The following is a 17,115-nucleotide window of genomic DNA, read 5'->3' on the forward strand; positions in this document are numbered from 1 at the left end:
AAGCCATGAATCAGGAGCGCAATCTGAGAGGTGCGCGATGTGCTGTCACTACCCCGCTTGCCCGAGTGCCGACTCACCCGACCGTGAGGCCTCGCACGTGATCGCGGCCCACCCCGACCAGGGCTGGAGCCTGCTCTGCAACGGCGTCGTGCTGTTCGACGACACCGGTCTGCTGCTGCCCGACGGCACCGTCGTGGCGCCGCACCGGGCCCCGGTGGCCGCCTGAGCCGCACCTCGCCCGCGCCAGGGGCGTATCCGGCTCACTCGCCGCCACCCTCAGCTCACCGCCTCCGCGGCGATCCGGCCTTCCGGGGTGACACCGCCCCCCGGGGCCGGCGACTCTCGCGCCTGGCTCGCCCGTCCGCCGCCATGGCCCCGCCCCACCGGCGGTCGGCCGCGCCGGTGGGTGGAGCCTCAAGGGATCAGGCGGTCAGCGGCGGCCGATCGTCAGCACGGGGCCGGTGCGGTCGGTGAAGAAGTCGTCGCCCTTGTCGTCCACCACGATGAACGCCGGGAAGTCCACGACCTCGATCTTCCACACCGCCTCCATCCCCAGCTCGGGATACTCCAGCACCTCGACCTTCTTGATGCAGTCCTGCGCCAGCCGGGCCGCGGGCCCGCCGATGGAGCCGAGATAGAACCCGCCGTGCTGCTGGCAGGCCTCCGTGACCTGCTTCGACCGGTTGCCCTTGGCCAGCATGACCATGGAGCCGCCGGCCGCCTGGAAGCGCCCCACGTACGAGTCCATCCGCCCGGCGGTCGTCGGCCCGAACGAGCCCGACGCGTACCCCGAAGGGGTCTTGGCCGGCCCGGCGTAGTAGACGGCGTGGTCCTTCAGGTACTGAGGCATCTCGCCGCCGTTGTCGAGCAGCTCGGCGATCTTGGCGTGGGCGATGTCGCGGGCGACCACGAGGGGGCCGGTCAGGGAGAGGCGGGTCTTGACGGGGTATTTCGTGAGCTCGGCGAGGATCTCGGGCATGGGGCGGTTGAGGTTGATCTGGACGACGTCGTCCGAGAGATGCTCGTCCGTCGTCTCCGGGAGGAACCGCGCCGGGTCCGTCTCCAGCTTCTCGAGGAAGACGCCCTCAGGGGTGATCTTGGCCAGCGCCTGGCGGTCGGCCGAGCAGGAGACCGCGATGGCCACCGGGCAGGAGGCCCCGTGCCGGGGCAGGCGGATGACGCGTACGTCGTGGCAGAAGTACTTGCCGCCGAACTGCGCCCCGATCCCCAGCTTCTGCGTCAGCTCGAAGACCTTGGCCTCCATCTCCAGGTCGCGGAACCCGTGCCCGGACGCCGACCCCTCCGTGGGGATCGAGTCGAGGTAGCGGGCGCTGGCGTACTTGGCGGTCTTCAGCGCGTACTCGGCGGAGGTGCCGCCCACCACGACGGCCAGGTGGTACGGCGGGCAGGCCGCGGTGCCGAGCGAGCGGATCTTCTCCTCCAGGAAGGCCATCATGCGCTTCTCGTTGAGCACGGCCTTGGTCTCCTGGTACAGGAACGACTTGTTGGCCGAGCCGCCGCCCTTGGCCATGAACAGCAGCTTGTACTCGTCCGGGTGGCCGTGCGGGTCCTCGGCATACAGCTCGATCTGGGCGGGGAGGTTGTTGCCGGTGTTCTTCTCGTCCCACATGTTCAGGGGCGCCATCTGCGAGTAACGCAGGTTGAGCTTGGTGTACGCGTCGTACACGCCCCGGGAGATGTGCTCGGAGTCGAGCCCGTCGGTCAGCACGTGACGCCCGCGCTTGCCCATGACGATCGCGGTGCCGGTGTCCTGGCACATGGGCAGGACGCCACCGGCGGAGATGGAGGCGTTCTTGAGCAGGTCGAGCGCCACGAAGCGGTCGTTGCCGCTCGACTCGGGGTCGTCGACGATCTTCCGGAGCTGGGCGAGGTGCGAGGCCCGCAGGAAGTGGGAGATGTCGTGGATGGCCGTCTCGGTCAGCAGCCGCAGCGCCTCCGGCTCGACCTCGAGGAACGTACGCCCGGCCGCCTCGACCTTCCGCACCCCCTCCGACGTGATCAGCCGATACTCGGTCTCATCGGCTCCCAGCGGCAGCAGGTCGGTGTAGTCGAACTCGCCCATGTCCATCCTTTCGGTCCCCCAAGAGATTACGCGCCTCCGGGAGATCCCACTTCGCTGACCGCCTGCGACCGCCCGGCGGTCAGGCCGACCAGGATGCCGGCGATCACCAGGCCCGCCCCCAGCAGGTCGTACGCGGTCGGCATCGCCACGCCGAGCACCGCCCCCGTCACGATCGCGCCCACCGGGATGATCCCCGCGAAGAGCCCGGCCCGGCCGGGGCCCAGCTTGGGCAGCGAGCTGTACCAGAGGAAGAACGCCACCACGGTGACCACGGTCGCCAGGTACGCGAACCCGAGCGCCTCCGCCCACGTAGGCGGCCGGAACATCCCGGCGCCCTCGTGCGCCAGCCCGATCACGGCCAGCAGCGGCACGGCCAGCGCCGTCGAGTAGGCCGACACCCTGATCGCCCCCAGCCGTGGCAGCACCGGAATGGCCAGCATGGAGAAGCACACCTCGCCCACGAGCGCCCCCAGCGCCCACAGCAGGCCGGTCAGGTTGCCGCTGCCGAGCCCCGTGGCCAGCGTCGCCCCGGCCACCACCACGCAGGCCCCGGCCAGCAGCCGCGGCGCGGGCCGCCCGCCGGCCAGCGCGAGGGCCAGCGGCACGGTGCCGAGCACGGTCCCGACCAGGGCCGGCCCGGCGGCGCTGGTCGACTCGATCACGCAGACGTTGAAGATGACCAGGCCGAACAGGGTGAGCCCGGCGAGGCAGAGCAGCTCGCGCGGCGTGAGGCGGACGAACCGCAGGCCGAGCGCTCGCGTTATGACAAGCAGGATGACCGACGCCACGAGATACCGAACGGCCTGTCCGCCGTATATGGGATAGCCGTCCACCAGTCCCGACACCCCGGCCAGCGTCCCGACGAGGAACATGGCCGAGGCCGCACCCACGATGCCGTTTCTCATGCGAAGGATGCTAGGGAGACAATGGTTCGCGTAAACAGTCCAATGTCCCGCCGGAAGACAGGACCAATATGGCTGACCTCCATATCCAGATAAATCGCGATAAGGGGGGAATCGCCGGGCAGATCGCCTCCGAGCTGCGCGACTCCATCAGGGGCGGCCGGCTGACGCCGGGCACCCGCCTGCCCGCGACCCGCGACCTCGCCACCGACCTCCAGGTCTCCAGGGGCGTGGTGGTGGAGGCGTACGAGCAGCTCGTCGCCGAGGGCTTCCTGGTCTCCCGGGTGGGCGTCGGCACCCAGGTCACCCCCAAGGCCGCACCCCGGGCCGCCCCGCGGCAGAAGACGCCTCCCCGGCCCAAGCCGGTGCGCCGCGCGTCGAGCGCCCCCGTGTGCGCGCCGTACTACGGTCATCGCCCCACCTCTCCCGACCTCAGCCACTTCCCCCGCGAGCGCTGGCTCGCCGCCGTCAGGCACGTCCTGACCACCGTACCCTCGGAAGCCTTCGATTACGGGGACCCTGGCGGGGTGCCTGAGCTGCGAGAAGAGCTGGCCGGCTATCTCCGGCGGGTCAGGGCTGCGGACGTGCGCCCCCAGAATCTCGTCATCGTCGGCGGCGTGGCGCAGGGCCTGAGCCTGGTGCTGCACGTGCTGAGCCGGCAGCGGCCGATCCGCCTCGCCGTCGAGGACCCGACGAGCCACCGCCAGGCCCCGCTGCTGCGGCGCGCGGGCGCGCACCTGGTGCCGGTGCCCGTGGACGAGGAAGGCCTGGACGTGCGGAAACTGAGCGGCGACGCCGTCCTCGTCACCCCGGCGCACCAATATCCGACCGGCGTGGTGCTCTCGCCGCCGCGCCGGGCCGCCCTCATGGAGTGGGCGTACGCGGGCAACCGGGTGATCCTGGAGGACGACTACGACGCCGAGTTCCGCTTCGACCGCGACCCCGTCGGCTGCCTCCAGGGCCTGGCCCCCGACCGGGTGGTCCTCTCGGGCAGCGTCAGCAAGGCCCTGGCGCCGGGGCTGCGGCTCGGCTGGGTGGCCGCGCCTCCCGACCTGGCGGAGGCCGTCCGCCGGGCGCGGGGCGAGCTGGACCTGGGCTCGCCGGTCGTCGAGCAGTACGCGCTGGCGCACTTCCTGCGTACCGGCGGCTACGACAAGCACCTGCGCAGGATGCGCCGCGAATACCGCCGCCGCAGGGACGCCCTGGTCAGGGCGCTGGCCGAGGAGCTGCCGGAGGTGCGGGTCAAGGGCATCGACGCGGGCCTGCACGTCTACCTGGAGCTGCCGGCCGGCTGGGACGAGCTGAGGGCCGCGCGCGTCGCGCAGGAGCTCGGCCTGTCCGCCGAGCCCGTGGGGCCGATGCGCGAGTCGGCGGGGCCCGCGGCCGTGGTGGTGGGGTTCGCGCGGCTGCCGGCGCACAAGGCGCTGGACGCCGTTCGGGGCTTGAAGGTCAGAATGTCAGGACAAAATGTTGACTGAGGCAGAAGGGCTCGCTTAGAAAGAAAGCCTGGTCCTGATTGGAGGCGTCATGCGTGTGGGACTGCTGGGTCTGGGCAGGATCGGAGCCTTTCACGCCGCGACCCTGGCCGCGCATCCGCTGGTGGACGAGCTGATCGTGGCCGATCCCGTGCGCACGTCGCCGTACGGCAGGCCGGGGGACCCGTTCGAGTCGGACGCCGTGGTCATCGCGACCCCGACCGGCACCCACGCCGAGCTCATCATCAAGGCGTGCGAGAAGGGCATCCCGGTCTTCTGCGAGAAGCCGGTCGCGGGCACCGTGGACGAGACCGTCAAGGTGCTGGAGGCGAGCGCGGGCAACCGGGTGCAGATCGGGTTCCAGCGCAGGTTCGACCCCGGTTACGCGGCGGCGGCGGTTGCGCTGCGCGCCGGTGAGCTGGGGGAGCTGCATCGCGTTCACCTCATCACCGCCGATCCCGCGCCGCCGCCCGCCGCGTACATCGCGACCTCCGGCGGCATCTTCCGCGACTGCCACATCCACGACTTCGACATCCTGCGCTGGGTGACCGGCCGCGAGGTGACCTCCGTGTACGCGACTGGGGCCAACCGCGGCGCCGCGTTCTTCACGGAGGCGGGCGACGTGGACAACAGCGCCGCGCTGCTCACCCTGGACGACGGCACGCTGGCCACCCTGCAGGGCTCCCGCTACAACGGCGGCGGGTACGACGTGCGCATGGAGCTGGCCGGCACCAGGCGCACCCAGGCCGTCGGCCTGAGCCCGCGCGCCCCGCTGCACTCGGCCGAGGGCACGCCGAGTCCGCAAGATCCCTGGCCCGATTTCGTCACCCGTTTCGAGACGGCCTACCGCAACGAGATCGACGGCTTCCTGACCAGCGAGCAGAGCCTCTGCACGATCGAGGACGCCCTGGAGGCGCTGTACGTGGCCGAGGCCGCCGATCTGTCGCTCCGCGAGCGCCGTACCGTCGAGGTCGCCGAAGTGCGGCGCTGAAGCCCTCAGGCGGCGGAGGGGTTGGGGGTCTGGCGCCTGGGCTCGAAGCCCGGGGCGAGGGCGATGATGACGGCGGCCAGCACGAGCGGCGCGGCGAACGCCCACCGCAGGCCCGCCGCGTCGGCGATCCCGCCCACCAGGGCCGTGCCCACGACGAAGCCGATGTAGTTGAAGAGGTTCACCCGGGCGATGGCCACCCCGGTCCCGGCCGGGTCGAGCTTGCCCGCCGCCGAGAACGACTGCGGCGCCACCACCGACAGCCCCACCCCGGTCAGGCCGAACGCGACGATGGCCAGCGGCTGGGTCGGGGCCGCGACGACGCCGAGGAAGCCCAGGGTGGCGATCAGGCCGCCGATCCTGACGATGGCCGCGGGCCCGTACCGCCGGACCGCGAGGTCGCCGCCGAGCCGGACGGCCAGCGTGGTCGCCTGGTACGCGGCGTAGGCCAGCGGGACCACCTGCGGACCCGCCGAGAGCACGTTCTTCATGAACAGGGTGTTGAAGCTCGACACGGCGGAGTCGCCGATGTACAGGAACCCCATGGCCAGGCAGAGCGGGATGATCGGCCGCCAGGGGAATCCGCCCGCGGCGGCGTCGGCAGGGGCGTCCTCGACCTTCTCCTCCTCCGGCGAGCACAGACCGCGTCCGAACACGAGCGAGCCCGCCAGCGCGAACACCATCGGGACCGACATGATCATCGGGAGCGGCAGGGTGGCGGCCACCGACGCCCATCCCGCCGCGAGCATGCTGAACACGCTCCACAGGCAGTGGAAGCCGTTCAGGACCTGCACGCCGTACCTGCGCTCGACCGCCACGCCCTGCATGTTCATGCCCGCGTCCACCGCGCCCAACGCCACGCCGAACACCAGGAGCACCGGCACCAGCAGTGGCACGCTGGGCGCGAGCCCGACGAGCACCACGGCGAGCGCGACCACGGGCTGGGCGACGCGCAGGAGCAGCCTGCTGCCGAACCGGGCGGCGAACGTGCCCGCCGCCACGCTGCCGACCCCCGCGAACACGGGCACGATCAGCAGCAGGAGTGTCAGCGCGCCCTCGTCGAGGCCGTGCTTGGCCTGCAGGTTCGCGACCTGGACGAGCAGCGAGGCGAAGGACAGGCCCTGTACGGCATAGACGACGTACGTGGCGATGCGGGCCTGACGATCACGCGAGGACGGCACGACGGCCTCCTGATGGGGGGGAATCAAACGTGAGGCTGGGTCAGGTTAGCGGCCCGCCACTCCGTTCCGCCAGCCCACAGACCCTGGCATTGACCTGCTTTTCGAGCAGGCGTCCGGTTTGCTCCGTCGTGTCCAGCCGCTTCGCGGCGGCCCAGACGCCGAGCGCGAGCAGGGCGCCCACCTCCGTGACGGCCATCCCGCGCTCCACCAGGCCGAGCGGCATGACGCGCCACCACGCCAGCCCGTTGCGCGCCCCGATGAACATGGCCGCCGCGATGCCCGCCACCCACAGCACCGAGCAGATCCCGAGCCCGAAGGCCACCAGCGTGGCCCGCGACCGCTCGCGGTGCCGCCAGGGCCTGGCGATGATCACCGCGGCCAGCGGCAGGCTGAGGAAGGCGACGAAGCTGCCCACCCGGTGGATGCTCCCGCTCAGGCTGGGGCCGACCGACCAGTCGTGCTTCTCGAACCACGCCGTCATGAACAGCCCCACGCTCCACCCCATGAGCGCGACGGTGCCGAAGACCCCCGCCAGCCGCTGGCGTGCCAGCGACACCCCGATGGCCGCCGATCCGACCGCGAGCAGCCCCACCGCCAGCCCGAAGATCCAGCCGTCGGGGCCGAGGCCGTGCTCGCTGATGGTCCGCCTGATCGGGTTCATCTCGTCGAGGCTGGTCAGCTCCAGGCCCAGGATGACCACTATGCCCGCGCCCGCCACACCGAGACCCCATCGCGCCGGTTGATGCACGCACACACCTCCCTTTTGCCGGGATCAACGGCGTGGAAGGGCTTGGGATTCCTCAGGCCTTGAGCCGCGCCCCTCCGTCGACGGTCAGGACGATGCCGGTCGTGTACGCGTTGCGCACCACGTACTCGATCGTGGCCGCCACGTCCTCGGGCCGGCCCACGCGCCGGACCGGCAGGCTCTCGGCGGCGCCCTCCATGAACGCGGCCCGCGCCTCGTCGCCGATCTCCGACCACCAGTCGGTGTCGATCACGCCGGGGGAGACTGCGTTCACCCTGATGGGGGCCAGCTCGACGGCCAGGCCGGGCACCGCGGCCTCGATCGCCCCGTTCACCGCCGCCAGCGTGGCGATGCCGGGCAGGGCCGCGCCGGCTGAGGCCGCGGTCACGAAGGTGATCGAGCCCTCCGGGTTGAGCACGTCCAGCGCGGCCTGTGCGGTCAGCAGGTGCGGGACCAGCTTGTTCCGCACCGCCTCGGTCAGCCCGTCGCCGGTCAGCGAGCTCAGCGGGCCCGCGCCGCCGCGGCCCGTCACGGTGACGATCAGGTGGTCGACGGTGCCCAGCCCCTCGAACAGCGCCCGCATCGCCCCGGTGTCGCGCGCGTCCACGACCTCACCTCGCGCCTGGTCGCCGAGCTGCTTCAACGCCGAACGCAGACGCTCCTCCGAGCGGCCCGCGACGACCACCTCGGCGCCGCCCGCGGCCAGTCGGGCCGCCGCCGCCAGACCGATGCCGGACGTGCCGCCGACGATCACTACTCGCATCTTCGTCGTCCTCTCATTACGAGACATCTTGCCTCGAATATAAAACGAGGCACCGTGTCTTGTAAAGTGGGCGCCATGGTTGGCAGACCACGCAGCGAAGCGGCCAGGAAGGCGATCCTCCGGGCGGCCCTCGACCTGTGCGCCCGCGACGGATACCAGAACGTGACCATGAAGGGCATCGCCCAGATCGCGGGCAGCGGCAGGCAGACCGTCTACCGCTGGTGGCAGACCAGGGCGCAGGTCCTGCTGGAGGCCCTGACCGACGTCCTGGCCGAGGAGGTGCAGGGGCTGCCGGACACCGGGGACGCGCGGGCCGACCTGGTGACGTTCCTGGAGCAGACGTTCGCGCTGGCGCGGGGGGTCGCGGGGCAGGTCGTCGTGGGGCTGATGGCCGACGCCCAGTCCGACGCGGAGCTGGCCGCCGAGCTGCGGGCGAAGCTCATCGATCCCCGCCGCGCCGCCCTGCGCGCGGTCCTGGCGCGCGGCGCCGTGCCGGATGACGTGGACCTGGAACTGGCCGTCGATCTCGTCTTCGGCGCGATGTGGTACCGGCTGCTCAACCGCCACGCCGAAGTGAATCAGGAACTGGCCGAGGAAATCGCCGGACTTCTGGCGCGCATCAACTGATTCTTGCGACTTACGGAGTGCATCTGCTGATTTGGCACGAGCGATCATCGCGAGCGCCGGTTATCGTCGGATGTGTGAACGAACGCGCGCAATCGTGGCTGCCGAAACTGCAGGAAGTCGGAGAGCGGCTGGCCGAGGAGTGGGTGTCGGCCCGGCGGCCGCACGCGGCGAGCGACGCGCCGCAGCCCCACGAGCTCCGCGCGTCCGACGCCGATCGCGAACGCATCGCCCAGGTGCTGCAGGACGCGCATGCCGATGGCCGGATCACCCTCGACGAGCTCGAGGAACGGCTCGGCGTGCTCTACTCCGCGCGCACGCTGGGCGAGCTGGCCGCGCTCACCGAGGACCTGCTGCCCGCCGACCAGCAGCCGCTCAATCTGGACGGCCGCCCCGTGTCGGCCATCTTCAAGCAGGAGCAGCGCGGCGGGCGCTGGGTCGTGCCCGCCGAGCTGGACGTGACGGCCATGTTCGGCACCACCAAGCTGGACTTCCGCGACGCGATCCTGCAGAACCGCCAGATCATCATCAACGCCACCCTCGTCTTCGGCGGGCTGGAGATCCACGTGCCGGAGGGGCTCGAGGTGATCAGGGTCGCCAAGGGCAAGTCCGTACGGCTGACCAAGCAGCCGACCGAGCCCGGCGCGCCCGTCGTCGAGGTGCGCACCACGAACTTCGCGGGAGACGTGAAGGTCAAGGAGCCACCCCGCCGCAAGCGCCGCCGCTGAGTCCTCAGCCGGCCGTGTAGAAGTTGATCGCGCTGTACGCGCGCAGCTTCCAGAGCTGGTGCTCGCTCTCGATCTTGCGGATGGTGCCCGACCGGCCGCGCATCACCAGCGACTCCGTCACCGCCGCGCCGGCGCGGAACCGTACGCCCTGCATGAGCTCACCGTGCGTGATGCCGGTCGCCGCGAAGAACACGTCGTCGGACCTGACCAGGTCGTTCGTCGTGAGCACCTGGTCGAGGTCGTGCCCGGCGTTCACGGCCTTGGAGCGCTCGGCGTCGTCGCGCGGCCAGAGCTTGCCCTGGATCACGCCGCCCAGGCACTTGAGCGCGCACGCGGCCACGATGCCCTCGGGCGTGCCGCCGATGCCCAGCAGCAGGTCGATGCCGGTGCCCCCGCGGGCCGCCATGATCGCGCCGGCCACGTCGCCGTCCGTGATGAACTTGATCCGCGCGCCCGCCTCGCGGATCTCCTTGACCAGCCCCTCGTGCCTGGGCCGGTCCAGCACGACCACGGTCACGTCGGAGGGCGAGCAGTGCTTGGCCCTGGCGACCGCGTTGATGTTCGCGGACACGGGGGCCTCGATGTCGACCACGTCGGCCGCCTCGGGGCCCGTGACCAGCTTCTCCATGTAGAACACGGCCGACGGGTCGTACATAGAGCCGCGCTCGCTCACCGCGATCACCGACACCGCGTCCGGCATGCCCAAAGCCGTCAGCCGGGTGCCGTCGATGGGGTCCACGGCCACGTCGCAGTCGGGGCCGCTGCCGTCGCCCACCTGCTCACCGTTGAACAGCATCGGGGCGTGGTCCTTCTCGCCCTCGCCGATGACCACCACGCCGTTCATAGAAACCGTGTTGATCAGCTGGCGCATGGCGTTCACCGCCGCGCCGTCGGCGCCGTTCTTGTCGCCCCGGCCGACCCACCGGGCCGCCGCCATCGCGGCCGCCTCCGTGACGCGCACCAGTTCCAACGCCAGGTTGCGGTCGGGGGCGTGCTCGCCCGTGGCGAGCGCGGGCGGTACGGATGTCTGATCGGACATGATGGCAGCCTCCTAAGGGGAATCTACGTCGATCGTAGTTGTCCCCCTCTTCCCGCCCAGAGGCGGATAATCTGCCCATCTCCTGCCCGAGATGACCGCTTCCTCGCAGCAGGGACGGGTCGGGGGTGACATCGGTAAGCTTCGACAGGGTTGCCCTGCCATCACGGAGAACGGATTTTGCGCCATACGCTGTGCGCGCCAAAGATCTTGCCTCCACCATGGAGCCTGGAGGAGATCGCATGAGCGAAGTGGAAAACGTGGCCGCCCAGCCGCGGACGTCCGAGCGCGGCGCCGCCACCCGCAGCTCGCTGCTCGCCGCCGCGAGGGAGGTCTTCGTCTCCAACGGGTTCGCCGAGGCGGGCGTGACCGACGTGGTGGCCAGGGCCGACGCCAGCGTGGGCAGCCTCTACCACCACTTCTCCGGCAAGGCCGACCTCTACCTGACGCTGTTCGAGGAGTTCCAGGCCAGGCAGACCCAGCGGACGAAGCAGGCCGCCCGCTCGGCCCGCGCCGCCGGGGAGAGCGACCCGATGCGCGTGTTCATCAGCGCCGCCCGCGCCTACCTCGACGGGTGCCTGGAGGAGCGGGAGCTGGCCGACCTGTTCCTGCGCGGCGACGGGCCGCCCGGCTTCGACGTGGTCATGCGCGACCGGCTGCGCAAGTGGGCGCAGCTCAACGCGGCGCTGTTCGAGGACGAGAGCGCGCTGGTCGTCGTCGTCACGGGCGCTCTGGCCGCGGCCGTGTCCGAGGTCGTCCGCACGGGTGATCGCGGCCTGGCCGAGGAGGTGCTGGCGATCATCGGCCAGATCCACCCGGCCACGTCGGCGACCGCCTCCTCCAGCGGGTAACCTCGCCAAGTGTGCGGTTCACCCAGGGTTTCTACGGTTACGCGGTAGCGCTGTTCGTCTGCCTCGCGGCGGTCGGGCTGTTCCTGCTGGTCGCCCCGCAGAGCCGGGAGCAGCACATACCGCGGCTCGAATACTCGATCACCGTCGCCAACTTCGGCCACTCGGTGCCGTACGGCGTGTGGGCGCCGCAGAAGGACCCGGCGGGCTGGATCCCCAACAGCAACAAGATCGCCAAGGGTGAGAACGGCGCCCAGGTCCTCTTCCTCGGCTACGCCACCGCCAAGCGCGAGCACGCGATGTTCACGCAGAGCAACGAGCAGCCGGCGGCCGGGTTCGCCAGCCGTATGGCCAACTCCGACAAGGCCGTCGGCACGCAGCAGGTGGACGGGGTGCAGTGGGAGCAGCGCTTCCGCGAGGACAAGAAGCAGCGCTCGCTCGTCCGCGTGCTGCCGGAGGTGACGCTCGTGATCTCCGGCACCGCCGACTGGCCGGAGCTCGCCGAACTCGCCTCCGTCCTGCAGCAGCGCCCCAAGGGCTGACAGGGCCGCCTGGTCTGCGGATGTCGGTCGCCCCGTCTAGGGTGGTGGTCGTGGCAGGAGACGAGAAGGCACCCTCATACGAGCAGGCCCGCGAGGAGCTGACCGAGGTGGTGCGCCGGCTGGAGACCGGCGGGCTCACCCTGGAGCAGTCCATCGAGCTGTGGGAGCGCGGCGAGAAGCTGGCTGCGGTCTGCGAGGAGTGGCTCCAGGGGGCCAGGGTCAAGCTCGCCGCCGCCATGGCGCGCCGCTCCGAGCCCTCGGGGGGCAACTCCGACGACGCCCCCTTCTGACACCCCTGGAGGGGTCAGGCGGTCTCGCGGGGGGCCAGCCAGCGGTAGCCGTGGTCGGTCGTCCTCGCCAGCCAGGCGTTGGTGGTGCTCAGCCCGCGATCGTTGAGCTGCGCGTCGTGGATCCCGTACGCCCGCCGTGGCCCCACCGCCCGTACGAAGTCGATCGCCTCGACGGTCTTCAGCCACGACCCCTGCAGCGGCACCAGCAGCGTCTCCACCGGCTCGTCCGGCACGTGCACCGAGTCGCCCGGGTGGTAGAGGGCGCCGTCGACCAGATAGCCGAGGTTCGGGCAGTCCGGCTCGCCCCTGTAGATCAGCGCGTGCCGCCCGCCGTGCGCGCGCACCCGGAAGCCCGCCGCCGAGAACTCGTCGCCGGCGCTCACCGGCGTGTACGGCAGCCCGTCCAGCCCCGCCCCCGCCGGCGCGAACACCGGGACCCCGGCCCCGAGCAGCCGTAGCACGTCCACGTGGTCGCTGTGTTCGTGGGTGACGAGCACCGCGTCGGCCCCGTCCAGCGCGGACGGCTCGCTCCAGATCCCCGGGTCGATGACCAGCACGCGGCCGTCGAGTTCCACCCTTACGCAGGCATGCGTGAACTTTGTTAGCTTCACACCCCCACGCTAGGTCATCAGGCAGAGCAGGTTCCCCTCGGAGTCCCTGAACGCGGCCATCCGGATCTCCCGGCCCCGTGCGCCGAACGTGCCGTCGTCGGTGAAGATCAGATGCGGCTCCTCGACCATCGCCACGCCGTGCGAACGCAGCCGGGCCACGTCCGCCTCCAGGTCTTCGGAGGCCAGGTAGAGCACCGTGGAGGGCGCGCCTTGCTCGATCAGCAGGCGGACGCCGTCGAGGTCGAAGAAGGCCAGGCCGGGCGGCCGGTAGGTGGCGATGTGCCGCAGGCCCAGCACGTCGCGGTAGAAGGCGGTGGCCCTGTCGAGGTCATCGGCGTGCTGGGCGACCTGCACGAGTCCTCTCATGTGCCGAACGTAGACCCCGGATCGCTCACGCGTCCCCGGTTTCGTCCGGCTCCTCCGCGCGCACGGTCAGGCGGTCGTCGCTCAGGCGGATCGTCAGCAGCGAGCCGGGGGAGACGTCCTTGGCCAGGCGTACGACCTCGCCCGACGGGTGCTGGACGATGGCGTACCCGCGCTCCAGCGTGGCCGCGGGGGACAGCGTGATCAGGCGGGCCCGCAGGTGGGTCAGGTCGTCGGAGGCTCGGTCGAGCGAGCCGGACAGCGAGCGCCTGGTCCGGTCGCGCAGCGAGTCGACCTGCTCGGCCCGGCGCTCCAGCTCGCGCACCGGGTCGGCCAGCGATGGGCGCGAGCGCACCGACGTCAGCCAGGACATCTCGCGGTCGAGCCAGCCGCTCACCACCCTGCGGCCCCGGTCGCGGAGCTGGCGCACCATCGAGAGCTGCTCGCCGACGTCGGGCACGACCTTCTTGGCCGCGTCGGTCGGGGTGGACGCGCGCACGTCGGCCACCAGGTCGAGCAGCGGGCTGTCCTGCTCGTGGCCGATCGCGCTCACCACGGGGGTGCGGCAGGCGGCCACCGAGCGTACGAGCGTCTCGTCGGAGAACGGCAGGAGGTCCTCCAGAGAGCCGCCGCCGCGGGCGATGACGATCACGTCGACCGAGGAGTCGGCGTCGAGCTTGCGCAGCGCCTCGGTCACCTCGCCCACCGCGTAGGGCCCCTGGACGGCCACTTCCTCGACCTTGAACCGCACGGCCGGCCAGCGCCTGCGGGAGTTTTCCAGCACGTCGCGCTCGGCCGCGGAGTCGCGGCCGCAGATGAGCCCGATCGTGCCGGGCAGGAACGGCAGCCGCCGCTTCCTGTCGGCGTTGAACAGCCCCTCGGTGGCCAGCAGCTGCCTGAGCCGCTCCAGCCGGGCCAGCAGCTCGCCCACGCCGACCGGGCGGATCTCCAGCGCGGTGAAGGCGAACGAGCCCCTGTTGACCCAGAAGTCGGGCTTGACCTGCATCACGACCCTGGCGCCGTCGGCCGGCCTCGGCACGGCGGCCTCGTAGACCCCGCGCGGGGTGGTGACCTTGGCCGACACGTTGGCGACCGGGTCGCGCAGGGTCATGAACACCGTGCCGCCACGAGCGCTCAGGTCGGTGATCTGGCCCTCGACCCAGACCGTGCCGAGTCTGCCGATCCAACCGCCCACCATCTGCAGGACCGTACGGATCGGCAGGGGAGACTCGGGTGAGGTCTTCTCGCTCATGCCGGAAGACTACGGGGTCGGTACGACCTACTCTCCGGCCTGCAGCTTCGCCAGGCGGTTCTCGAACATCTTGATCACCTCGGGCCGGGACTTCGTGGCCTTCTCGAAGGTGAGGAAGTCGCTGATCTGCTCGGCGGTCTTGCCGCGCATCCTGGCACGCAGGGACGCGACGGTGAGCTCGGAGTAGCCGGGCAGCGGCTCGGCCAGGTCCACGGGGGCGGCGGCGACCGGCTCGGGCGCGGCGGCGGGCTCGGGGGCGCGGGCGGGCTCCGGCGCGGCCGCGGGCTCCGGGGCCACGGTCGCCTCGGGGGCCGCGGCGGGCTTCTTGGTGGTCCTGCGGGTGCGCTTCGGCTTGGCCGCGACGGCCTCCTCCGCGACAGCCTCCACCTTGGCGGCCTCGTCCTTGACGACCTCTTCCTTGACGGCTTCCTCCGCGACGGCCTTGTCCGCGACGGCCTCCGCGACGGCGGCCTTCGGCTCGGCGACCGCGGCGGGCTCCTCCACGACGGCGGCCTTGGGCTCGATCTCCTCCGCGACCGCCGCCTTCGGCTCGGCGACCTCGGCGGGCTCGTCCGTGACGGTGGCCTTGGGCTCGGGCTCGGCGGGCTTCTCCGCGACGGCGGGCTCGGCGGCCTTCGAGGTCGCGGCGGGCTCCTCCGTGACCACGGGCTTGGGCGTCTCAGCCGCGGCGGGCTTGGGCTCGGCGGCCGGGGCGGCGGTCTCGGGGTTGGCGGTGGCCGCCGACTCGGACTTGCCCGCCGGAGCGAAGATGACGGGGTCGGGCTTGGTCTTGGCGACACCGTTGGGCTCGGCGGCGCTGGGCCGCGGCGCGAAGATCACCGGCTCCTTGCGGGCCGGCTTCTCCTCCTCCGCGGCCGGAGCCGCGGCCACCTGCTCGGCGGCGGAGGGGAGCGAGTCGTTCGACTCCTCTTCCTCCTTGTTGCCAAGGCCCTTGATGGAGTTCTTCACCCGGTCGACGACCAGCAGGGCCTGCCCGGCCGCGCTGAGTGTGGTCTGGATGAACAGGAGCGGAAGGTCCTTGGCCTTCTCCTTCAGCTCGTCCTTGTTGGTGACGGTCTTGGCGATGTTGCGTATCACGTCGCTGAGGGACATGACGTCTCCCTGGGAGGTCAGTAATGGACGGCCAGTTTGGCAAACCGCGGGCAACCACGCACGCGCAGGCCTGATGGCCGCTCCACGTAGCATAGAAAGTATGGAGCCGCAGACCCCCACTTCCCGCCGAGTACTCGTAGCCAAGCCACGCGGCTACTGTGCCGGAGTCGATCGAGCCGTGGTAGCGGTCGAGAAGGCTTTGGAGCAGTACGGTGCGCCGATCTACGTACGCAAGCAGATCGTTCACAACACCCACGTCGTCAAGACTCTGGAGGCCAGGGGCGCCATCTTCGTCGACGAGACCGAGGAGGTGCCCGAGGGCGAGATCGTGGTGTTCTCGGCCCACGGGGTGTCCCCGGCGGTGCACGACGAGGCGCGCCGGCGCAGCCTGCGCACCATCGACGCCACCTGCCCGCTGGTCACCAAGGTGCACAACGAGGCCAGGCGGTTCGCGACCCAGGACTACGACATCCTCCTGATCGGGCACGAGGGTCACGAGGAGGTCGAGGGCACCTCCGGTGAGGCCCCCGACCACATCCAGCTCGTGGACGGGCTCGACGCGGTCGACAAAGTGCAGGTCAAGGATCCGAGCAAGCTGGTCTGGCTGTCGCAGACCACGCTGTCGGTCGACGAGACCACCGAGACGGTCACCCGGCTCAAGGAGCGCTTCCCGACGCTGATCGACCCGCCGAGCGACGACATCTGCTACGCCACGCAAAACCGGCAGGTCGCGGTCAAGGAGATCGCCGCCGAGGCGCAGCTGGTCATCGTGGTCGGCTCGGAAAACTCCTCCAACTCCAAGCGCCTGGTCGAGGTGGCCAAGGACTACGGGGCCGAGGCTTCTTACCTCGTCGACAACGCCACCTTCATCCGCGACGAGTGGCTCGAGGGCGTCACCACGGTCGGCGTGACCAGCGGCGCGTCCGTTCCGGAGGAGCTGGTCGACGAGGTGCTGGAGCGGCTGGCCAAGCATGGGTTCGACGACGTGACCCAGGTCGAGTCGGTGCAGGAGAGCATGCGCTTCGCCCTGCCCCACGAGCTGCGCAAGGATCTGCGGGTCTCCTAGTCGTCCCCGCGCGGCGTCCCGTAGACCTTGGGCTCGAAGTAGCCCTCCGGCTCGGGCACGAACGGCTGGCGCGGGCGCGGCATCTCCGCGCCCGCCTTCAGCTCCTCCCGCAGCTCGCGTACGTTGTCGCGGAGCCCGCGCCGCCACGCGACGCCCAGCACGACGGCCGAGCCCGCGAACAGCCACGGTGCGCCCTGCGTCAGCGACGTGTAGAGCCCCAGCGCCAGCGACTGCACGATGGACACCGAGCCGAACGCGCGCCCCAGCTCGACGAAGAGCGTGGCGCAGAAGAACACCAGCGGCGGCGTCACCACCAGCGACAGCAGCTCGCGCCGGTTGACCAGGAGCACGCCCAGCAGGCTCGACAGCACGAAGGTCGCGCCCACGACGTACTGGATGTCGAGCAGGGTCGCCAGCACGTAGCCCGCCAAGGTGGCGACCAGGGCGAGCGCGATGGCGCCGCGAGCGGTCAGCCTGACCGCGGAACGCCTCTTCTCACCCAATG

At 71.0% G+C, this 17,115-nt stretch carries 20 protein-coding genes; 9 read left to right on the forward strand and 11 right to left on the reverse strand.

Annotated features, from left to right (window positions below; all coding sequences use genetic code 11):
* Positions 1-37: 37 nt before the first annotated feature.
* Positions 38-226, forward strand: coding sequence for a DUF5999 family protein (locus tag AB0J87_RS31130; RefSeq protein ID WP_350725658.1), 189 nt, complete (start codon positions 38-40; stop codon positions 224-226).
* Positions 227-430: 204 nt separating this feature from the next.
* On the opposite strand, the gene AB0J87_RS31135 is transcribed toward AB0J87_RS31130, so the two are convergent.
* Together AB0J87_RS31135 and AB0J87_RS31140 are read right to left on the reverse strand one after the other, a co-directional pair.
* Positions 431-2,083: a fumarate hydratase gene (locus AB0J87_RS31135; RefSeq protein WP_350725656.1), complete on the reverse strand. Its 1,653-nt coding sequence runs from the start codon at positions 2,081-2,083 to the stop codon at positions 431-433.
* Between the two features lie 26 nt (positions 2,084-2,109).
* Positions 2,110-2,988 (reverse strand): DMT family transporter, encoded by an 879-nt coding sequence (locus tag AB0J87_RS31140; protein ID WP_363970806.1) that lies wholly within the window; start codon positions 2,986-2,988, stop codon positions 2,110-2,112.
* A gap of 68 nt (positions 2,989-3,056) precedes the next feature.
* On the opposite strand from AB0J87_RS31140, the gene AB0J87_RS31145 reads away from it, so the two are divergent.
* Complete coding sequence (locus AB0J87_RS31145; RefSeq protein WP_363970808.1) at positions 3,057-4,463, forward strand: PLP-dependent aminotransferase family protein; 1,407 nt, start codon at positions 3,057-3,059, stop codon at positions 4,461-4,463.
* 49 nt (positions 4,464-4,512) lie between these two features.
* Positions 4,513-5,451: a Gfo/Idh/MocA family oxidoreductase gene (locus AB0J87_RS31150; protein ID WP_363970810.1), complete on the forward strand. Its 939-nt coding sequence runs from the start codon at positions 4,513-4,515 to the stop codon at positions 5,449-5,451.
* Between the two features lie 5 nt (positions 5,452-5,456).
* Here the strand turns inward: AB0J87_RS31150 and AB0J87_RS31155 are convergent, their stop codons facing one another.
* From AB0J87_RS31155 to AB0J87_RS31165, 3 genes are read right to left on the reverse strand one after another with little or no spacing between them, the layout of a single operon-like run.
* Positions 5,457-6,629: an MFS transporter gene (locus AB0J87_RS31155; protein ID WP_363970812.1), complete on the reverse strand. Its 1,173-nt coding sequence runs from the start codon at positions 6,627-6,629 to the stop codon at positions 5,457-5,459.
* 40 nt (positions 6,630-6,669) lie between these two features.
* Positions 6,670-7,377 carry a DUF998 domain-containing protein gene (locus AB0J87_RS31160; protein WP_363970814.1) on the reverse strand — a complete coding sequence of 236 codons (708 nt, stop codon included), beginning with the start codon at positions 7,375-7,377 and terminating at the stop codon, positions 6,670-6,672.
* A 52-nt stretch (positions 7,378-7,429) separates the two neighbouring features.
* Entirely contained in the window at positions 7,430-8,137 is a 708-nt protein-coding gene (locus AB0J87_RS31165) for an SDR family oxidoreductase (protein WP_363970816.1), read from the reverse strand.
* A gap of 75 nt (positions 8,138-8,212) precedes the next feature.
* Between AB0J87_RS31165 and AB0J87_RS31170 the strand changes: the two genes are divergently transcribed.
* Together AB0J87_RS31170 and AB0J87_RS31175 are read left to right on the forward strand one after the other, a co-directional pair.
* On the forward strand, positions 8,213-8,764 hold the full coding sequence (locus tag AB0J87_RS31170; protein WP_363970818.1) for a TetR/AcrR family transcriptional regulator: 552 nt from the start codon (positions 8,213-8,215) through the stop codon (positions 8,762-8,764).
* A 74-nt stretch (positions 8,765-8,838) separates the two neighbouring features.
* Positions 8,839-9,489 carry a DUF1707 domain-containing protein gene (locus AB0J87_RS31175; RefSeq protein ID WP_350725641.1) on the forward strand — a complete coding sequence of 217 codons (651 nt, stop codon included), beginning with the start codon at positions 8,839-8,841 and terminating at the stop codon, positions 9,487-9,489.
* A gap of 4 nt (positions 9,490-9,493) precedes the next feature.
* Here AB0J87_RS31175 and glpX read toward each other — a convergent pair whose 3' ends face one another.
* Positions 9,494-10,528, reverse strand: a complete 1,035-nt coding sequence (glpX, locus tag AB0J87_RS31180) for a class II fructose-bisphosphatase (RefSeq protein WP_350725639.1) — start codon at positions 10,526-10,528, stop codon at positions 9,494-9,496.
* A 239-nt stretch (positions 10,529-10,767) separates the two neighbouring features.
* On the opposite strand from glpX, the gene AB0J87_RS31185 reads away from it, so the two are divergent.
* From AB0J87_RS31185 to AB0J87_RS31195, 3 genes are read left to right on the forward strand one after another with little or no spacing between them, the layout of a single operon-like run.
* Positions 10,768-11,376: a TetR/AcrR family transcriptional regulator gene (locus AB0J87_RS31185; protein WP_363970821.1), complete on the forward strand. Its 609-nt coding sequence runs from the start codon at positions 10,768-10,770 to the stop codon at positions 11,374-11,376.
* A gap of 11 nt (positions 11,377-11,387) precedes the next feature.
* Positions 11,388-11,915, forward strand: coding sequence for a DUF4245 domain-containing protein (locus tag AB0J87_RS31190; RefSeq protein WP_350725635.1), 528 nt, complete (start codon positions 11,388-11,390; stop codon positions 11,913-11,915).
* Positions 11,916-11,935: 20 nt separating this feature from the next.
* Positions 11,936-12,205, forward strand: a complete 270-nt coding sequence (locus AB0J87_RS31195; RefSeq protein ID WP_350725634.1) for an exodeoxyribonuclease VII small subunit — start codon at positions 11,936-11,938, stop codon at positions 12,203-12,205.
* A gap of 14 nt (positions 12,206-12,219) precedes the next feature.
* Here the strand turns inward: AB0J87_RS31195 and AB0J87_RS31200 are convergent, their stop codons facing one another.
* The 4 genes from AB0J87_RS31200 to AB0J87_RS31215 are packed head-to-tail and all read right to left on the reverse strand — an operon-like array spanning position 12,220 to position 15,544.
* Complete coding sequence (locus AB0J87_RS31200; RefSeq protein WP_363970824.1) at positions 12,220-12,816, reverse strand: MBL fold metallo-hydrolase; 597 nt, start codon at positions 12,814-12,816, stop codon at positions 12,220-12,222.
* 9 nt (positions 12,817-12,825) lie between these two features.
* Positions 12,826-13,182, reverse strand: coding sequence for a VOC family protein (locus AB0J87_RS31205; RefSeq protein ID WP_350725630.1), 357 nt, complete (start codon positions 13,180-13,182; stop codon positions 12,826-12,828).
* Between the two features lie 25 nt (positions 13,183-13,207).
* Positions 13,208-14,431, reverse strand: coding sequence for an exodeoxyribonuclease VII large subunit (gene xseA, locus AB0J87_RS31210; protein ID WP_363970826.1), 1,224 nt, complete (start codon positions 14,429-14,431; stop codon positions 13,208-13,210).
* 27 nt (positions 14,432-14,458) lie between these two features.
* The gene (locus AB0J87_RS31215) at positions 14,459-15,544 is read right to left on the reverse strand and encodes a hypothetical protein (RefSeq protein WP_363970828.1); all 1,086 of its coding nucleotides are present in this window, start codon (positions 15,542-15,544) and stop codon (positions 14,459-14,461) included.
* Between the two features lie 100 nt (positions 15,545-15,644).
* Here AB0J87_RS31215 and AB0J87_RS31220 point away from each other — a divergent pair, with 100 nt between their 5' ends.
* Positions 15,645-16,610, forward strand: a complete 966-nt coding sequence (locus AB0J87_RS31220; RefSeq protein WP_363970830.1) for a 4-hydroxy-3-methylbut-2-enyl diphosphate reductase — start codon at positions 15,645-15,647, stop codon at positions 16,608-16,610.
* Here AB0J87_RS31220 and AB0J87_RS31225 read toward each other — a convergent pair.
* On the reverse strand, positions 16,607-17,113 hold the full coding sequence (locus tag AB0J87_RS31225; protein WP_350725623.1) for a DUF6542 domain-containing protein: 507 nt from the start codon (positions 17,111-17,113) through the stop codon (positions 16,607-16,609). The genes AB0J87_RS31220 and AB0J87_RS31225 overlap by 4 nt on opposite strands.
* Between the last annotated feature and the right edge of the window lie 2 nt (positions 17,114-17,115).

It is taken from the genome of Nonomuraea sp. NPDC049625, assembly GCF_040675285.1.
GTDB classification, from domain to species: domain Bacteria; phylum Actinomycetota; class Actinomycetes; order Streptosporangiales; family Streptosporangiaceae; genus Nonomuraea; species Nonomuraea angiospora_A.